Source organism: Mycobacterium sp. E3247, from assembly GCF_001667785.1.
Lineage (GTDB): Bacteria > Actinomycetota > Actinomycetes > Mycobacteriales > Mycobacteriaceae > Mycobacterium.
In genome coordinates this window covers 1-16,373 of sequence record NZ_LZJG01000234.1, presented here as the reverse complement: position 1 = coordinate 16,373, position 16,373 = coordinate 1, and the positions used below count along the sequence as shown (strand labels likewise).

Sequence of the window (16,373 nt, the reverse complement as noted above, 5' to 3'; positions counted from 1 at the left end):
CTACCGCGGTGACGTGGACGGGGATGGGGTCGGCGCCGCACTGCCCGCTGCCGCGGCCGGCGATCGGCCCGGGCACCTACAACCTCGTGGTGCAGCTGGGCAACCTGCGTTCGCAGCCGGTTCCGTTCATCATGAACCAGCCGCCCCCGCCGCCGGGCCCGGTGCCCGGGCCGGGGCAGCCGGCCGCCGCTCCGCCGCCCGAGGCGCCGCCCGCCCCGGTTCCCGCGGGCTAACTCAGCGGGTCGGCGATTGTCGACTCCGCGAGCTGCGACAGCCCCTCCCGCACGTGGCGGGCCCACATCGCGCCGATGCCCTCCACCGACTGCAGGTCGCCCGCGCTGGCCGCCAGCAGGCCCTGCAGCGTCCCGAATGACCGGACCAACAGGTCGGAGTGGGCGAACTGCAGCCGCGGAATGCTCGCCAGCGCGCGGTAGCCGCGCGGGCTGACCGCCGAGTCCTGCGCCTCCGCCGTCGTCGGGTAGCCGAAAACCTTTGCCAGGGCGGTGAGTTCGAGCAACTCGGTGTCCGAGAGGGCGTCGAGCTCGTCGAGGGTCGCGGTCATCTGCGCCTTGGACAGCGGCTCGGGGCTGGCGTGATAGTCGCGCACGGTCAGCTCCCGCGCGATGTCGTTGCCACCCAGCAGCTCGTCGAGCTGCAGCCGCAGCTGGCGCCCGTCGGTGCCCAGCTCGACGACGTCGTCGTCGATCACCAGGCCGATGCGCCGGACCAGCTCGAGCCGCTGCACCACGGTCATCACGTCGCGCAGCGTGACGAAGTCCTCGATCTCGGCGAGCGACAGTTGCCTGCTGACCTCATCGAGCCTGGTCTTGTACCGCTCCAGGGTCGCGATCGCCTGGTTGGCCCGCGACAGGATGGTCGCCGAATCGGCCACCACGTGGCGTTCCCCGCCCACGTAGACGGTCACGATGTTCATCGAGTGGCTCACCGAGATCACCGGGTAACCGGTCTGGATCGCCGCCCGTTCCGCCGAGCGGTGCCGCGTCCCCGATTCGTCGGTGGGTATCGACGGGTCCGGCACCAGCTGCACGTTGGCGCGCACGATGCGGCTGCCGTCGGTGGACAGCACGACGGCGCCGTCCATCTTCGCCAGCTCCCGCAGCCGGGTCGGCGCGTAGCGGACGTCCAGCGCGAAGCCGCCGTCACAGATGGCCTCGACGTTCTCGTCGTTGCCGAGGACGATTAGCGCGCCGGTACGGCCACGCAGGATGCGTTCCAGGCCGTCGCGCAGCCCGGTCCCCGGGGCCAGGCGGGCGACGGTCTCACGCAGTGTCGGACGGGTCACAGCGTGTCATTGTGCGGCCCGACCGCGTTATGCGTCCAGCCGCTGCGCGGCTCGGCGATGGCTTTCATGTGTTGCAGCGCCGCGACAATGGTCGGGGCGCGCAGCGCCCGCATGCCGGCAGGCACTATCTCGCGCCGAGGGTCGTCGCCGTCCGGGATGAGCGCGATGCTGAATCCCTGGCGCGCGGCCTCGCCCAGCCGCCGCTCCATGCCACTGACCCGCCTCAGGTCGCCCGCCAGCCCCACCTCGCCGATCATCACCGCCGTCGTCGGCAACGGCAGTTCGGAGTAGGCCGAGGCCAGCGCGATCGCGACCGCCAGGTCCGACGAGGGATCGGTCAACCGCATGCCCCCGACGGTGGACAGGTAGATGTCGCTGGCGCCGACGGCCAGCCTGCCGTGCTTCTCCAGCACGGCGCTGATCATCGCGGCGCGCGAGTGGTCGATGCCGCTGACGGCGCGGCGCGGCGAGCCGCCCCCCGGTGTCGCCAGCAGCGCCTGCACCTCCCCGATGAGCGGCCGCTTGCCGTCCAGCGTCACGGTTATCGCGGTCCCGGCGACCGGCGCGGGCCGCTGGTCCAGGAAAAGGTTCGACGGGTCGGACACGTCCTCGATCCCGTTGTCGTGCAGCATGAAACAGCCCACCTCGTCGGCGGCGCCGAACCGGTTCTTGATCCCGCGCACCATCCGCAGCGAACCGTTGCGGTCGCCCTCGAAGTGCAGCACCACGTCGACCAGGTGCTCCAGGGAGCGGGGGCCGGCGATGGCCCCGTCCTTGGTGACGTGGCCGACCAGGATCAGCGCGATTCCGTTGGCCTTCGCGGCCGCGGTCAGCGCCGCGGTGACCGCACGCACCTGCGTGACACCGCCCGCCACGCCGTCGGCCTCCGTCGTGGACATGGTCTGCACCGAGTCCACGATCACCAGCGCGGGCCGCACCGTCGCGATGTGATCCAGCACCGTGTGCACGTCCGATTCGGCGGCCAGATAGACCTCCTCGGCGCCGCAGCCCATCCGGTCCGCCCGAAGCCGGATCTGGCCGGCGGACTCCTCACCCGAGATGTACAGCGCACGCCGGCCCGACAGCGCCCAGCGGTGGGCCACCTTGAGCAGCAGCGTCGACTTGCCCACGCCGGGATCGCCCGCCAGCAGCGTGACCGAACCGGGCACCACCCCGCCGCCGAGCACCCGGTCGAGCTCTGCGACGCCCGTCGAGCGGTGCCGGCTGGCGTTCGGTTCGACCGAGGTGATCGGGACCGCACGCGAGGCCGAAGCCGACGCGATCCCCGTGCGCCGGCCGCCGACCGCGGCCAGCACCGGCACCTCGTCGACGGTGCCCCAGGTGCCGCACTCCAGGCAGCGGCCCACCCACTTGGCGGTGACGTGCTGGCATTCGGAACAGCGGTATTGGGAGCGCGGATTAGCCACGCCATGACGGTATCGAGGCGGTACGACAAAACCCCGCTATGACAGGCGGTTACGCCCGCCTAGCTTTGCTGCGGCGGGGCCAGCCCGGCCGAAACCGGAACCAGCACGGTGGCCTGACCGGCCTTCTCGAAAGTGAAGGTGAAGTTGTACAGCAGGCCGTTGCTGATCGGCTTGGCGAGCATCACGGTCGCCTTGGCCGAGTTGTTCGAGCCCATGGGCCCCGGCGGCACCTTCTGGCCCTCCGGCGTACCGATCAGCAGCATCCCGCCGGCGGGCAGCCGGCCGTCTCCGCTCACGGCCACCGCCCCGACGTCGCTGGTGATGCTCACCAGCCTGTCCGGCGTGTCGGGCGACTGGTTGATCGCCACCAGCAACAGGTCCACCGCCCGTCCCGGCTGGATGGAGTCGCCGGTCTGCGAGGCCTGCATGCGGATGTCGCGCAGCGCCACGTTTTTGATCGTGACCTTGTTGCCGTTGATCGCGGGTTCCTGGACGGCCATCTGCGAGACCTGGCCGGCCCCGCAACCGCTGAGCAGGACGGCGACCACCGCGACGAGGCCGACGAGCGCGGCCCGGAGGGTCGGCGCGGGCAGGCGGAGGGGGAGGCTCATCTCGAAGCGGTTCACTCAATGCCTCCTGCTGGGCCGGTTCGACTGATGCAACTATGCACAGTAGTAGGAAGGTTTCGCGGGCGGTAGCGCGGGGCGCGAGACCAGCCCTGGAGCCGTTCCGTGTGCTCGCGTGGGCCCGCGTGGGGGCCGGTCTCGGGGCCGGGTGAGCGCATTGGTAATGTGCGTCACTGCACGTTCTGCTCCCCGTGTCAACCCCTAATCTGCGCGTGTTGTGCCCCTGACCTGCATCGTTGCTCCTCGCGCGATTGGGCGGCCGTGTTAGACTGAAGTAACGAAAGGGGCTCGAATCAGATGATCTTCAAGGTCGGCGACACCGTTGTTTACCCACATCACGGTGCTGCGTTAGTCGAGGCGATTGAAACCCGCACCATCAAAGGGGAACAAAAGGAATATCTCGTCTTGAAGGTGGCGCAGGGAGACCTGACCGTTCGAGTTCCCGCGGACAACGCCGAGTACGTCGGCGTCCGCGACGTCGTCGGCCAGGAAGGCCTCGACAAGGTGTTCCAGGTGTTGCGGGCTCCGCACACCGAAGAGCCGACCAACTGGTCGCGCCGCTACAAGGCCAACCTGGAAAAGCTGGCCTCCGGCGATGTGAACAAGGTGGCCGAGGTGGTGCGCGACCTGTGGCGTCGCGACCAGGAACGCGGTCTGTCCGCCGGCGAGAAGCGCATGCTGGCCAAGGCGCGTCAGATCCTGGTCGGTGAATTGGCCCTCGCCGAAAGCACGGACGACGCCAAGGCGGAAACCATCCTCGACGAGGTTCTGGCCGCCGCTTCCTGAAGGCCCTGACGCTTCGGTGGTCACGGGGACGGTCTCCTCGGGCGCGGTCGTCGCGGTCGTCCCGGCCGCAGGTTCGGGTGAGCGATTGGGCGCCGGCATCCCGAAGGCATTCTGTGAGGTCGACGGGCGCTCCCTGCTGGACCGGGCCGTCGGCGGTTTGCTCGAATCCGGAGTCGTCGACCACGTCGTGGTGGCGGTGCCGGAGGCGCGGGTCGATGAGGCCAAGCGGGCACTGGGCGAGCGAGCGACCGTCGTCGCCGGGGGAGCCGACCGAACCACGTCGGTGAGCCTTGCGCTGGCGGCCCTCGCCGGTGCACCCGACTTCGTCCTGGTGCACGACGCCGCCCGCGCCCTGACACCCCCCGAGCTGATCGTGCGCGTGGTGGACGCGCTGCGGGCCGGGCACGCCGCCGTCGTGCCGGCGCTGCCGCTGCATGACACCATCAAGGCCGTGGACGCCAACGGGGTGGTCCTGGGCACGCCCGAGCGGGCCGGCCTGCGCGCCGTGCAGACGCCGCAAGGCTTCGCGCGAGACCTGCTGTTGCGGGCCTACCAGCGGGCCGGCACCGCCGATTTCACCGACGACGCGTCGCTGGTCGAGCACGTCGGCGGCCAGGTCCAGGTGGTCGAGGGCGACCCACTGGCGTTCAAGATCACCACCCAGCTCGACCTGTTACTGGCCGAAGCGGTCGTACGCCGGTGAGCGAGCTCCTGCCCCGGGTCGGGCTGGGCGTCGACGTTCACCCGGTCGAACCGGGGCGGCCGTGCTGGCTGGTCGGCCTGCTGTTCCCCGGCGCCGACGGGTGCGCCGGTCACTCCGACGGCGACGTGGGGGCGCACGCGCTGTGCGACGCCCTGTTGTCGGCCGCGGGGCTGGGCGACATCGGCGCGGTGTTCGGGGTCGACGCCCCGCGCTGGAAGGGCGTCAGCGGCGCCGACATGCTGCGCCACGTCGTCGGCCTGGTGGCGGGTGACGGCTTTCGGGTCGGGAACGCCGCGGTGCAGTTGGTCGGCAACGAGCCGAGGGTCGGCCCGCGCCGGGCCGAGGCGCAACGCGTGCTCTCGGAGTTGCTGGGCGCTCCGGTGTCCGTGTCGGCGACGACGACCGACGGGCTGGGGCTGACCGGTCGCGGCGAGGGCCGCGCCGCCATCGCCACCGCATTGGTGATCCCCGTCGGCTAAGGCCCGCGCAGCGCCGGGCAACTCGGAACCACCCGGTAAGCTGGCACGTCGTGACCGATCGCGCCCGCTTGCGGCTACACGACACCGCAGCCGGTACCGTGCGTGATTTCGTCCCGCTGCGCGAGGGCCACGTCTCCATCTACCTGTGCGGCGCCACGGTTCAGGGCCTGCCGCACATCGGCCATGTCCGCAGCGGCGTGGCCTTCGACATTCTGCGCCGCTGGCTGATGGCCCGCGGCTGCGACGTCGCGTTCATCCGCAACGTCACCGACATCGACGACAAGATCCTCAACAAGGCCGCCGCGGCGGACCGGCCGTGGTGGGAGTGGGCGGCCACCTACGAGCGCGCGTTCAGCGCCGCCTACGACGCCCTGGACGTCCTGCCGCCGTCGGCGGAGCCGCGCGCCACCGGCCACATCACCCAGATGGTCGAATTGATGGACCGGCTGATCGAAACCGGCCACGCCTACCCCGCGGGGGGCGACGTCTACTTCGACGTGCTCAGCTATCCGGAGTACGGCCAGCTGTCCGGGCACAAGATCGACGACGTCCACCAGGGCGAGGGCGTGGCCACCTGCAAGCGTGATCAGCGAGACTTCACGCTGTGGAAGGCCGCCAAGCCCGGCGAGCCGTCGTGGCCGACACCCTGGGGGCGCGGGCGGCCCGGCTGGCACCTGGAGTGCTCGGCGATGGCGCGGACCTATCTGGGGCCGGAGTTCGACATCCATTGCGGCGGGATGGACCTGGTCTTCCCGCACCACGAGAACGAGATCGCGCAGAGCCGTGCCGCCGGTGACGGATTCGCCCGGTACTGGCTGCACAACGGCTGGGTCACCATGGGCGGCGAGAAGATGAGCAAGTCGCTGGGCAACGTCCTGGCCATACCGGCGTTGTTGCAGCGGGTACGGCCGGCGGAGCTGCGCTACTACCTGGGCAGCGCCCACTACCGTTCGATGCTGGAATTCTCCGACACCGCCCTGCAGGATGCGGTGAAAGCCTATGTGGGCGTTGAGGAATTCCTGCACCGGGTCCGCGTCCGGGTCGGCGCCGTCACGCCCGGCGATCCGACCCCGCGGTTCGCCGAGGCGCTCGACGACGACTTGGCGGTCCCGGCCGCGCTGGCCGAGGTGCACCTCGCCCGGGCCGAGGGCAACCGGGCCCTCGACACCGGTGATCATGAGGGCGCGCTGCAGCATGCCCGCGCGATCCGCGCCATGATGGGCATCCTTGGCTGCGACCCGCTCGACGAACGGTGGGAAACCCGCGACGAGACGTCGGCCGCGCTGGCGGCCGTCGAGGTGCTCGTGCGGGCCGAGCTGCAGAACCGGGAAAAGGCTCGCGAGCAACGCAATTGGGCGCTCGCTGACGAGATCAGGGACCGGCTGAAGCTCGCCGGCATCGAGGTCACCGACACCGCCGACGGGCCGCAGTGGTCACTGCAGGCCCCCGAAGAGAAGCGCGGTAGGTAGATGGCCGGCAACTCGAAGCGCCGCGGGGCGGTACGCAAGGCGGGCACCAAGAAGGGGGCGACCGTGGGTTCGGGCGGCCAGCGCCGCCGCGCGCTGGAGGGGCGCGGTCCCACGCCGCCGGCGCACCTGCGTCCCAGCCATCCCGCCGCCAAGCGCGCCCAGTCGCAGCCGCGCCGGCCCGCCAAGCGGACCACCGACGAGACGGAGACCGTGCTCGGCCGCAACCCCGTGCTGGAATGCCTGCGTGCCGGTGTCCCCGCGACCGCGTTGTACGTGGCCCTGGGCATCGAGGCCGACGAGCGGGTCACCGAATGCGTTGCCCGCGCGGCGGATTCGGGCATCTCCATCCTCGAGGTGCCGCGTGCCGACCTGGACCGGATGACCGCCAACCACCTGCATCAGGGCATCGCGTTGCAGGTGCCGCCGTACAACTACGCCCATCCCGACGATCTGCTGGCGACGGCGATGAGCTCGCCGCCCGCGCTGTTGGTGGCGTTGGACAACATCTCCGATCCCCGCAACCTGGGTGCGATCGTGCGTTCGGTCGCGGCGTTCGGCGGCCACGGTGTGCTGATCCCGCAGCGACGGTCGGCGTCGGTGACGGCGGTGGCCTGGCGCACCAGCGCCGGCGCCGCGGCCCGCATCCCGGTCGCGAGGGCCACCAATCTCACCCGGACCCTGAAGGATTGGGCCGACCGCGGGATCCGGGTGATCGGCCTGGACGCCGACGGCGACACGGTGGTCGACGACGTGGACGGCGCCGACCCGCTGGTGGTGGTCGTCGGGTCCGAAGGCAAGGGGCTGTCGCGTCTGGTGCGGCAGAACTGCGACGAGGTGGTGTCCATCCCGATGGCCGGGCACGCCGAATCGCTGAACGCCTCGGTGGCCGCCGGGGTGGTGCTCGCCGAGATCGCCCGCCAACGCAGGGTTTGACTCCGGTGCGCCGCCGGCTCGCGCGCCTGGGCGCCGTGCTGCTGACGCTGGCGCTGATCGTGCCGCAGCCGGCGGCGCCGGCGCAACCTCCCGGCTTCGACCTGCAGGCGCATCGCGGCGGACGCGGGGAGACCACCGAGGAGTCGTTGCGGGCGTTCGCGAAATCAATCGAATTGGGTGTCAGCACACTGGAACTCGACATCAACATCACCAGAGACGGGCAACCGCTGGTCTGGCACGATCCGACGATCGACGCCGATAAGTGCTCGGACACGGGACCCGCGTTCGCCGGTGACCCGCAGTATCCCTACGTCGGCAAGCTCGTGCACGAGCTCACCCTGGCACAGGTCCGCACGCTCGACTGCGGGCGGCGGCTGGCGGAGTTTCCCGATGCCGAGGTGGTGCGGGGCAACAAGATAGCCATCCTGTCGGAGGTGTTCGCCCTCGCCGATTCCTACCGCGCCGCCGTGCGCTACAACATCGAGACCAAAGTGGCGGCCGACCACCCCGGCACGTCGGCCGATCCTCAGCAGTTCGTCGACGTGATACTGGCGGCGGTCAGGTCGGCCGGCAAGGTCGGCCGGGTGGAGATACAGAGCTTCGACTGGCGCACCCTGCCGTTGGTTCACCGGGACGAGCCGTCAATTCCGTTGGTGGCGTTGTACAACCAGGAAACCTGGGCGCCGGATTCGCCATGGCTGGCCGGGGAGAACGCCACGGCCATCGGCGACCCGATGATCGGGGCGAAGCTGGTGGGCGCCGACATCGTCTCGCCCGACTACCGGCTCGTCACCGGCAAACCCGACGTTGACCGCGCGCATGCGCTGGGGCTGCAGGTGATCCCGTGGACCGTCAACGACGCGGCCGGCATGCACGAACAGATCGCCGACGGGGTCGACGGACTGATCACCGACTTCCCGACGCTGCTGCGCGGCGTGCTGGCCGAACTCGGGATGCCGCTGCCGCCGGCCTACCACCACGGTTAGCCGCCGAGCAGGCGCGCCGACGCCCACAGCGCGACCACCGCTACCACCAGGGACACGGGCACCGTGCACAGCCCTAGCCGGGTGTATTCCCCGACGCCGGCATCGACGTCGTGCTGGCGAAGCACGCGCCGCCACAACAGGTTCGACAGCGAACCGACGTAGGTCAGGTTCGGTCCGATGTTCACCCCGAGCAGGACGGCCAGGATGGCGACCGGTCCGCTCGGGGCGACCAGCGGCAGCAGCACCAGGGTGGCGGGCAGGTTGTTCACGACGTTGGCCAGCGCGGCGGCCACCGCAGCGATGGCCAGCAGCGCGGGCAGCGTCGAACCGGACGGCAGCACCGCCGACATCGCCCTGTCCATGCCGTTGACCATGACCGCCCGCACCACGACACCGAGCGCCAGCACGAACACCAGGAACGACACGTGCGCCGAGCGCGCGATGTCCACCACCGAGGTGTGCCCACGGTTCAGGCTGCGCACGGCCAGCGCGGCGGCGCCGGCGAGCGCCACCCAGGCCGGGGCCACCCCGACGGACTGGGCCACCGCGAACCCGGCCAGCGTCAGCCCGACGACCACCAACACGAACACCGGCGGCCGTTGAGCCTGCCCGTCGTCCTCGGGTTCGGGCTGCACACGCAGGTCGCCCGCGAAGAACCAGCGGAATATCGCGTACAGCGTGACCACCGCGCCCAGCCACGGCAAGGCCATCAACAGGGTGAACCGCGTGAACGACAGGCCGGCGGTGTGAAACGCCAGCAAGTTCGTCAGGTTCGACACCGGCAGCAGCAGGGAGGCGCCGTTGGCCAGGTGCGCGGTGGCATAGGCGTACGGGCGCACCGGTGTCTTCAGCCGGCGGACGGCGGCCAGCACCACCGGCGTCAGCAAGACCACCGCGGTGTCCAGGCTCAGCACGGCGGTGATCAGGGAAGCGATGACGAACACCCGCAGCAGCAGGCCGCCCGACCCGACGCGGCCGCGCGCGATCGCGGCCCCCGCGGCCTCGAACAGGCCCTCGTCGTCGCACAGCTTGGCCAGCACCAGCACCGCGCCCAAAAACCCGACCACCCCCGACAAGCCGGCCACCTCGTCGACCGCCTGGCGCACCGATATGGCGCCGACCGCGACCAGGACGAGCGCCGCGGGAACGGCCGCCACCGCTTCCGGCAGGCCCTTCGGACGCACCACCGCGAACGCCAGGACGGCAGCGAGCAGCGCCAGCGCAAGTGTCAGGGTCAATGTCTTAAGGCCGCTTCACGCCCAGGGGTCCTCGCGCCGCCACACCGTCGGCAGGTGCAGCGCGACACCGTCCTGGGTGGCCAGTTCGTCGAGGATGCGGATGGACACATCCAGGTCGTCGCCCGCATAGGGCAACGCCCGCAGCGGTTTCGACAGGGGCCGGAAGAAGTCGTCCCAGTGAATGAGGATCACCCGGCGCGCCCCCACCGCGCGCACGGTCTCGGTCCAGTAGTCGATCAGGTAGGAGCGCGGCCGCAGCCCCAGCTGACCGACGGACAGGTAGACCGCGTCGGCGCGGTGGCCGGCCAGCGCGCCTTCGACGAAACCGGCGCTGCCCTGGATCAGCAGGCGCCGGCCCGACGGCCGATGGTGCACCAGCGCCGACCAGGCCTCACCGCAGCGGTAGGCGGCGGCCTTGACCGGCGGGGTCAGCGGCGCGTCGATCGTGCCGGGGAACCGGTCCGGTGGGCAGTGATGGGACTCCACCAGCGTCACGTCATAGGCGCCCAACGGGATCGCCTCGCCGCTGTCGGCGACGACGAGTCGGTCCTCGGACAGCCCGTGTCCGCGCCCGACGTTGGCCGCCGAGCGGCCGCCGACCAGCCGCGCGCCGGTGCGCTCGGCCACCAGCGCCGAATCCAGCGCGTGGTCGATGTGGGTGTGCACCGGGATCACGGCCTCCAGCCGGGACACCTTGGCCCGCGCCAGGCAGCCGTCCACGCGGGCCGGCGACGGCGCCACCTTGCCGGCCGCCACGCGCGCCAGGCCGGGCCGGGAGAAGTAGCCGTCGGTCAGCAGCGCCGACGAACCGTCGTCGATGAGCAGCGTCGCCACGCCCATCCACATCACCGACAGGGACCCCGGTTCGGCGGCGGGCGCGTCGAACCGATCCGTATACCGCCCGATGTCGGGCCGGCCGAGTTTGAGCCGCATCAGCCGAACGCCCCGATCTCGACACCGGCGGCCGTAAGCCCATCGCGCACGGCGGTGGCGATCTGCACCGCGCCGGGCGAATCACCATGCACGCAAACCGATTCCACGTCGACCGCGATGGGCGTGCCGTCGGCGGCGGTGACCCGGCCCGAGGTCACCATGCCCACCACGCGCTCGGCGATCGCCGCCGGGTCGTGCAGGACCGCGCCGGGTTCGCGGCGGGACACCAACTGGCCGTCCGCCCGGTAGGCGCGATCGGCGAAGGCCTCGGCCACCGTGCGCAGGCCGCGGCGCGCGGCCTCCCCGAAAAACGCCGAGCCCGCCAGGCCCAGCACCGGCAGCGCCGGGTCCACCATCCGCACCGCGTCAGCGACCGCGGCCGCCTGTTCGCGGTGGGTCACGATCGTGTTGTACAGCGCGCCATGTGGTTTGACATAGGACACCGCGGAACCCGACGCGCGCGCGATCGCCTGCAGCGCGCCGATCTGATACACCACGTCGGCGGCGAGGTCGTCGGCGTCGACGTCGATGAAGCGCCTGCCGAACCCGGCCAGGTCGCGATAGCTCACCTGCGCCCCGATCCGTACACCGCGCTCGGCGGCCGACCGGCAGACCCGCAACAGGCCGGCGGGATCCCCGGCATGGAATCCGCACGCCACGTTGGCGCTGGTGACGATCCGCAGCATGGCGTCGTCATTGCCGAGGCGCCAGACGCCGAAGCCCTCGCCCAGGTCGGCGTTGAGGTCGATGCGGGCCACCCGCCCAGCTTATGGGGCGGCGCCCGCGCCATCCTTCAGAGGCGGTCGTCTTCCCCGGCCGCTACCGGTAGACGACCGCGGCCGCGATCTGTTGGGCGAGGTCGACCGCGGACGAACCGGGCAGGAACGAGCCGCACGCGGCCACGTCGATGACGACGTTGTTGCGCACGGTCAGCGCGCGCTGGCACCGCCAGCCGTCCGGACTGCGTTCCTGCTCTTCGGACGTGCTGAGCGTCCCGCCGACCTGGTGGGAATCGGCCACCGCCCAGGCGATCTCGGGCTGGCCCGGGGGATGGTCGACGAACCGGCGATTGGCGCAGGCGGCCCATCTCCGGACCGAGGCCCCGTAGAACGCGTTGGCCTGGCGGGCCGCGGGGTAGGCGATCACGGCCTGGTTGACGGAGTCGTTGCGCACCTTGGGGTCGTCGAAGCTGTCGTCCAGTCGCTCGCCACGCACCGCGGTCCAGCCGGTGTCGGCATAGACGGCCCGCTGGGCGGGCCCGGCCACCGCCAAGCAGCTCTGGTCGCTGAACGTCTGGCTGGAGTCCCACATCTCCTGCGTGCGATACCGGATCCGCATTCCCGCACCCAGGATGTCGTTGATCTTCCTGTCGTCGAGCAGCAGCCCGTCCAGGGCGGTGACGGCCACCGGGGCCTGCGTCAGCGGACCGCGGGTGTCCGCGGGCGCGGCGCTACCGCCCACGACGGTGGTGCAGCCGGCCGTGAGGGCACACACCGCCGCCTGCAGGAGGATCGGGAACTGCCTACGCACCAGAGCCTTTCGGACACGGGGCCCGTCTGTGCCGACAAGCTTAGGCGGCGACCTCCCGCCGGCGCCCGAGCAGCCAGCAGACCAGATAGATCAGGAACGAAATTCCCGCGACGAACACCGACACCGGAACGCCGGGCGCCAGCGACAGCACGATGCCGCCGACGGCGGAAACCTCGGCGAAGACGACCGAGGCCACCATCGCCGCCGCCGGGGAGGCCACCACGCGGGCGGCGGCGGCCGCCGGGGTGATCAGCAGCGACATCACCAGCAGCGCCCCGACGATCTGCACGGCCTGAGCTGCCACCACACCGACCAGCGCGGCGAACACGATGCCCAGCGCGCGCACGGGCACGCCGCGGGCCGCGGCGACGTCGGGGTCGACGGTCGCGAACAACAGCGGGCGGTAGCAGGTGCCCAGCACCGCGATGACGAGCAGGCACACCAGCGCCAGCATGGTCAGGCCGGTGTAGCCGACGCCGACGATCTGCCCCGTGAGCAACGCGAAACTGGTCGCGGTCCGGCCCGGGTAGAGGTAGATGAACAGCACCGCCAGGCCGAGCCCGAAGGCGAGCACCACGCCGATCACCGAATCACGTTCGCGCGCCCGCCGCCCCAGGACGCCGAACAGCGCGGCCGCCAGGGCGCTGCCGACCAATGCTCCCAGGCCCACCGAGACGCCGACCAGCAGCGCGAAAGCCGCTCCGGTCAAGGACAATTCGCTGGAGCCGTGCACGGCGAACGACATCTGACGCATCACGATGAAAGGGCCGATCAGCCCGGCCACCAGCCCCAGCAGCGCGGCTGCGAGCAGCGCCTGGCGGACGAAGTCGTGGCCGAGCAGGTGCGCGGTGACGTCGAAGTCGAGCAGATGCGCCAGGACGTCGGTGAGCCGGTGGTTCACGGGTGGGCACCGTCGTTGGTGTCGCCCACCACCACGTAGCGGTCCTTGACCTTCACCACCTCGATGTCGGCCCGGTACAGCAGGGAGAGCGTCTCCGTGGTCATCACCTCGTCGACGGTGCCGATGCGGAATCGGCCGTCGACCAGATAAACCAGCCGGTCCACGTACGGCAGGATGGCGTTGACGTCGTGGGTGACGACGATGACGGTGGTCGCCGCCTCCCGGCGGCGGCGGTCGATCAGCGCGGTCACCAGCTTGGCGTTCGCCGGGTCCAGGGCCAGCAGCGGCTCGTCGCACAGCAGCAGCCTCGGATCGCTCACCAGCGCCTGAGCGACGCGGATCCGCTGCAGCTCGCCGCCCGACATCACGCCGACGCGGGCGTCCGCCAGGTGCTCGGCGTTGACCTGTCGCAGCGCGTCGGCCACCGCCGCGCGGCGCCGTGCCCGGTCGGCGGCTCTGGGTGGCAGGCCGCCCCAGCGGTGCCCGTCGAAGCCCAGCCGAACCAGGTCGCGCCCCCGCAGCATGATGTCGTGGTCCATCGGCCGGTGTTGCGGCACGTAGCCGACGCGTCCGCTACCCGCGTTCATGGGCTTTCCGTCGACCAGCGCGACACCGGCGGACAGCGACAGCTGGCCCAACAGCACCTTGAGCAACGACGTCTTGCCGCTGCCGTTGGGGCCGAGGACCGCGATGAATTCGCCGCGCGACACCGACAGGTCGAGGTGGTCCCACAGCACGCGGTCGCCGAACGCCAGCCGGGCCCCGCGCAGCGAGACGGTAGCCGGGTGGCGGTCGACGGCCGGGGCCGCGTCGAGGCTCACGGCTGTACGGACCGGCCGGACTGCAGCGCGGTCAGCAGCTGGTTGACCGTGTTGCGTTGCCAGGTCAGGTAATCGGTTCCGGCGGGCAGGGTTTCGCTCACCTCGGTCACCGGCACGCCCGAGCGACGCGCGGCGTCCCGCAGGCCGTTGATCGCCGCGGTGGACGTCTGCGGATTGATCAGCAACGCCGCCACCTGGCGGTGGTTGATCAGGTCGAGGACGAACGCCATGTCGGCCGGCGAGGGATCCGTCTCGTTCTCGTTGGCGGCGGTGAAGGCGGGCGGTGTGCGGTTGACCAGACCGGACGCCGCCAGCAGGTAGTGGCCGACAGGTTCGGTCGCGATCACCGCGGTGCCGGGGTAAGCGCTGGCGATGGCGTGTTCGGAGATCGCGATCGCGTCGGCGCCGCGGCAGAACTCGGCGGCGTTGGCGCGGTAGTCGGCGGCGTGGGCCGGGTCGATGGCGGCCACGCGGTCGGCGATGGCGAAGGCGACGGACTTGGCGACGTCAAGGTTGTAGAAGACGTGCTCGTTGGCCGGCTGCCCGCCCGCGGTGGCTTGCTTGAGGAACGAGTAGGCGCCGATCGACTGCACGTCGGGATGCCCCGCCAGCACCTGCTCCACCCAGGGGTCGTAACCGCCGCCGTTGTACACGACCAGTGCGGCGTCGGTGATGGCGGCGGCGTCCGAGGGGCTGGCCGCATAGGAGTGCGGGTCGGTGTCGCTCCCGGTCAGGATGGCGTTGACCGGCACGTGACGCCCGGTGACGGCGAGTGCCACGCTGCCCCATACCCCGGTGGAGGCGACGACGGTGGCCGCCCGCGGGTGCGTGGGGCCGCCGCAGCCGGTGAGCGCGAAGGCGGCCAGCAGGACCAGCGCGGCGGGCGGCCATCGCAGCGCACCGCCGAGCGCGCGTCGTCCCCGCTTGAGCGCCATGCGCACGTCCGAATTCCTCTCGCTGGGCCGACCGGCCGACTCATAATACTAATGAAAATCGTTTCCATTACAAAACGGTCGAGCGGTCGCCGCGTAGGCGCGACGGGCGATGCGCTGTAGCGTCACCGAACGTGAGTCCCACACCACGCCGGCGTGCGACTCTGGCATCGCTGGCCGACGAACTGAAGGTTTCGCGCACGACGATCTCGAACGCCTTCAACCGGCCGGATCAGCTGTCCGCCGACCTACGCGAGCGCGTGCTGGCGACGGCCAAGCGGCTCGGTTACCCGGGTCCCGACCCGGTGGCGCGATCCCTGCGCACCCGCAAGGCGGGCGCGGTCGGACTGGTGATGGCCGAACCGCTGACCTACTTCTTCAGCGACCCGGCGGCGCGGGATTTCGTCGCCGGGGTCGCCCAGTCCTGCGAGGAGCTCGGGCAGGGGCTGCTGCTGGTGGCCGTCGGGCCCGGCCGCAGCATCCAGGACGGGATGAGCGCGGTGCTGGGCGCCGGTGTGGACGGCTTCGTGGTGTATTCGGTCTGCGAAGAGGACCCCTACCTGCAGGTGGTCCTGCAGCGCCGGTTGCCGGTCGTCGTCGTCGACCAGCCGAAGGGGCTCGCCGGTGTGTCCCGGGTGGGCATCGACGACCGGGCGGCGATGCGAGAGCTGGCGGACTACGTGCTCGGGCTGGGGCACCGCGAGATCGGTCTGCTGACCATGCGGCTGGGCCGGGACCGCAGGCAAGGCCTGGTGGACGCCGACCGGTTGCGGTCGCCGGCCTTCGACGTGCAGCGCGAACGGATCATCGGGGTCTGGGAGGCGATGACGGCGGCCGGCGCCGACCCCGACGCGCTGACCGTGGTGGAGAGCTACGAGCACCTGCCGGACTCGGGTGGGGCCGCCGCCAAGGCGGCGCTGGAGGCCAACCCGCGGATCACCGCGCTGATGTGCACGGCCGACATATTGGCCCTGTCCGCCATGGATTACCTTCGCGCACATGGCATTTACGTTCCCGGGCAGATGACCGTCACCGGTTTCGACGGCGTGCCCGACGCGGTCGGCCGAGGGCTCACCACGGTGTCGCAACCGAGCCTGCAGAAGGGCCGCCGGGCGGGTGAGCTGTTGTTGAGTCCGCCGCGGTCGGGCCTGCCGGTCGTCGAGGTCTTGGGCACCGAGCTGATCCGCGGACGCACCGCCGGTCCGCCCGCCTAGCGCGCCGCGCCCGGCACGCCGCGCTTGCGATCGCCGCTACTGTCTGGCGGCGACCCGCCGCGCCCGGCTACGCCGCGCTTGCGATCGCCGCT

17 protein-coding genes and 1 pseudogene are annotated in these 16,373 nt (G+C 71.2%); 8 read left to right on the top strand and 10 right to left on the bottom strand.

What is annotated here, in order from left to right:
• A pseudogene (locus A9X04_RS12525) lies at nucleotides 1-233 on the top strand (hypothetical protein); the annotation flags it as partial.
• Here A9X04_RS12525 and disA read toward each other — a convergent pair.
• Genes disA through A9X04_RS12510 form a run of 3 tightly spaced genes read right to left on the bottom strand, consistent with a single transcriptional unit; the run spans nucleotide 230 to nucleotide 3,356 of the window.
• Complete coding sequence (gene disA / locus A9X04_RS12520) at nucleotides 230-1,303, bottom strand: DNA integrity scanning diadenylate cyclase DisA (protein ID WP_007166542.1); 1,074 nt, start codon at nucleotides 1,301-1,303, stop codon at nucleotides 230-232. The pseudogene A9X04_RS12525 and the gene disA sit on opposite strands and share 4 nt — an antisense overlap.
• Nucleotides 1,300-2,730, bottom strand: a complete 1,431-nt coding sequence (gene radA / locus A9X04_RS12515) for a DNA repair protein RadA (protein ID WP_067920752.1) — start codon at nucleotides 2,728-2,730, stop codon at nucleotides 1,300-1,302. Before radA ends, disA begins: the two co-directional genes overlap by 4 nt.
• Before the next feature lie 59 nt (nucleotides 2,731-2,789).
• Nucleotides 2,790-3,356 carry a hypothetical protein gene (locus A9X04_RS12510; protein WP_067920749.1) on the bottom strand — a complete coding sequence of 189 codons (567 nt, stop codon included), beginning with the start codon at nucleotides 3,354-3,356 and terminating at the stop codon, nucleotides 2,790-2,792.
• A gap of 297 nt (nucleotides 3,357-3,653) precedes the next feature.
• On the opposite strand from A9X04_RS12510, the gene carD reads away from it, so the two are divergent.
• The 6 genes from carD to A9X04_RS12480 are packed head-to-tail and all read left to right on the top strand — an operon-like array spanning nucleotide 3,654 to nucleotide 8,712.
• Nucleotides 3,654-4,142, top strand: coding sequence for an RNA polymerase-binding transcription factor CarD (gene carD, locus A9X04_RS12505; protein WP_007166539.1), 489 nt, complete (start codon nucleotides 3,654-3,656; stop codon nucleotides 4,140-4,142).
• A 16-nt stretch (nucleotides 4,143-4,158) separates the two neighbouring features.
• Nucleotides 4,159-4,845, top strand: coding sequence for a 2-C-methyl-D-erythritol 4-phosphate cytidylyltransferase (gene ispD / locus A9X04_RS12500; RefSeq protein WP_067920747.1), 687 nt, complete (start codon nucleotides 4,159-4,161; stop codon nucleotides 4,843-4,845).
• Nucleotides 4,846-4,853: 8 nt separating this feature from the next.
• Nucleotides 4,854-5,324, top strand: coding sequence for a 2-C-methyl-D-erythritol 2,4-cyclodiphosphate synthase (gene ispF, locus A9X04_RS12495; RefSeq protein WP_369804504.1), 471 nt, complete (start codon nucleotides 4,854-4,856; stop codon nucleotides 5,322-5,324).
• Nucleotides 5,325-5,374: 50 nt separating this feature from the next.
• The gene (gene cysS / locus A9X04_RS12490) at nucleotides 5,375-6,793 is read left to right on the top strand and encodes a cysteine--tRNA ligase (protein WP_067920743.1); all 1,419 of its coding nucleotides are present in this window, start codon (nucleotides 5,375-5,377) and stop codon (nucleotides 6,791-6,793) included.
• Entirely contained in the window at nucleotides 6,794-7,726 is a 933-nt protein-coding gene (rlmB, locus tag A9X04_RS12485) for a 23S rRNA (guanosine(2251)-2'-O)-methyltransferase RlmB (RefSeq protein ID WP_067920741.1), read from the top strand.
• A complete protein-coding gene (locus A9X04_RS12480; RefSeq protein ID WP_067920739.1) occupies nucleotides 7,723-8,712 on the top strand; it encodes a glycerophosphodiester phosphodiesterase in 990 nt (329 codons plus the stop codon). Before rlmB ends, A9X04_RS12480 begins: the two co-directional genes overlap by 4 nt.
• Here A9X04_RS12480 and A9X04_RS12475 read toward each other — a convergent pair.
• The 7 genes from A9X04_RS12475 to A9X04_RS12445 all read right to left on the bottom strand — a co-directional run bounded on the left by A9X04_RS12475 (nucleotide 8,709) and on the right by A9X04_RS12445 (nucleotide 15,070).
• Nucleotides 8,709-9,950, bottom strand: coding sequence for an SLC13 family permease (locus tag A9X04_RS12475; RefSeq protein WP_067920737.1), 1,242 nt, complete (start codon nucleotides 9,948-9,950; stop codon nucleotides 8,709-8,711). The genes A9X04_RS12480 and A9X04_RS12475 overlap by 4 nt on opposite strands.
• Nucleotides 9,951-9,965: 15 nt before the next feature.
• On the bottom strand, nucleotides 9,966-10,883 hold the full coding sequence (locus A9X04_RS12470; protein ID WP_067920735.1) for an MBL fold metallo-hydrolase: 918 nt from the start codon (nucleotides 10,881-10,883) through the stop codon (nucleotides 9,966-9,968).
• Entirely contained in the window at nucleotides 10,883-11,641 is a 759-nt protein-coding gene (locus A9X04_RS12465; RefSeq protein WP_067920733.1) for a LamB/YcsF family protein, read from the bottom strand. Before A9X04_RS12465 ends, A9X04_RS12470 begins: the two co-directional genes overlap by 1 nt.
• A gap of 61 nt (nucleotides 11,642-11,702) precedes the next feature.
• Entirely contained in the window at nucleotides 11,703-12,416 is a 714-nt protein-coding gene (locus tag A9X04_RS12460; RefSeq protein ID WP_067920731.1) for a sensor domain-containing protein, read from the bottom strand.
• 37 nt (nucleotides 12,417-12,453) lie between these two features.
• Complete coding sequence (locus A9X04_RS12455; RefSeq protein ID WP_067920729.1) at nucleotides 12,454-13,314, bottom strand: metal ABC transporter permease; 861 nt, start codon at nucleotides 13,312-13,314, stop codon at nucleotides 12,454-12,456.
• Entirely contained in the window at nucleotides 13,311-14,135 is an 825-nt protein-coding gene (locus A9X04_RS12450) for a metal ABC transporter ATP-binding protein (RefSeq protein ID WP_067920727.1), read from the bottom strand. The genes A9X04_RS12455 and A9X04_RS12450 overlap by 4 nt, the downstream gene beginning before the upstream one ends.
• Nucleotides 14,132-15,070: a metal ABC transporter solute-binding protein, Zn/Mn family gene (locus A9X04_RS12445; protein WP_067920725.1), complete on the bottom strand. Its 939-nt coding sequence runs from the start codon at nucleotides 15,068-15,070 to the stop codon at nucleotides 14,132-14,134. Before A9X04_RS12445 ends, A9X04_RS12450 begins: the two co-directional genes overlap by 4 nt.
• Nucleotides 15,071-15,201: 131 nt before the next feature.
• Here A9X04_RS12445 and A9X04_RS12440 point away from each other — a divergent pair, with 131 nt between their 5' ends.
• Complete coding sequence (locus A9X04_RS12440; protein WP_067920723.1) at nucleotides 15,202-16,281, top strand: LacI family DNA-binding transcriptional regulator; 1,080 nt, start codon at nucleotides 15,202-15,204, stop codon at nucleotides 16,279-16,281.
• The last annotated feature ends 92 nt before the right edge of the window (nucleotides 16,282-16,373 follow it).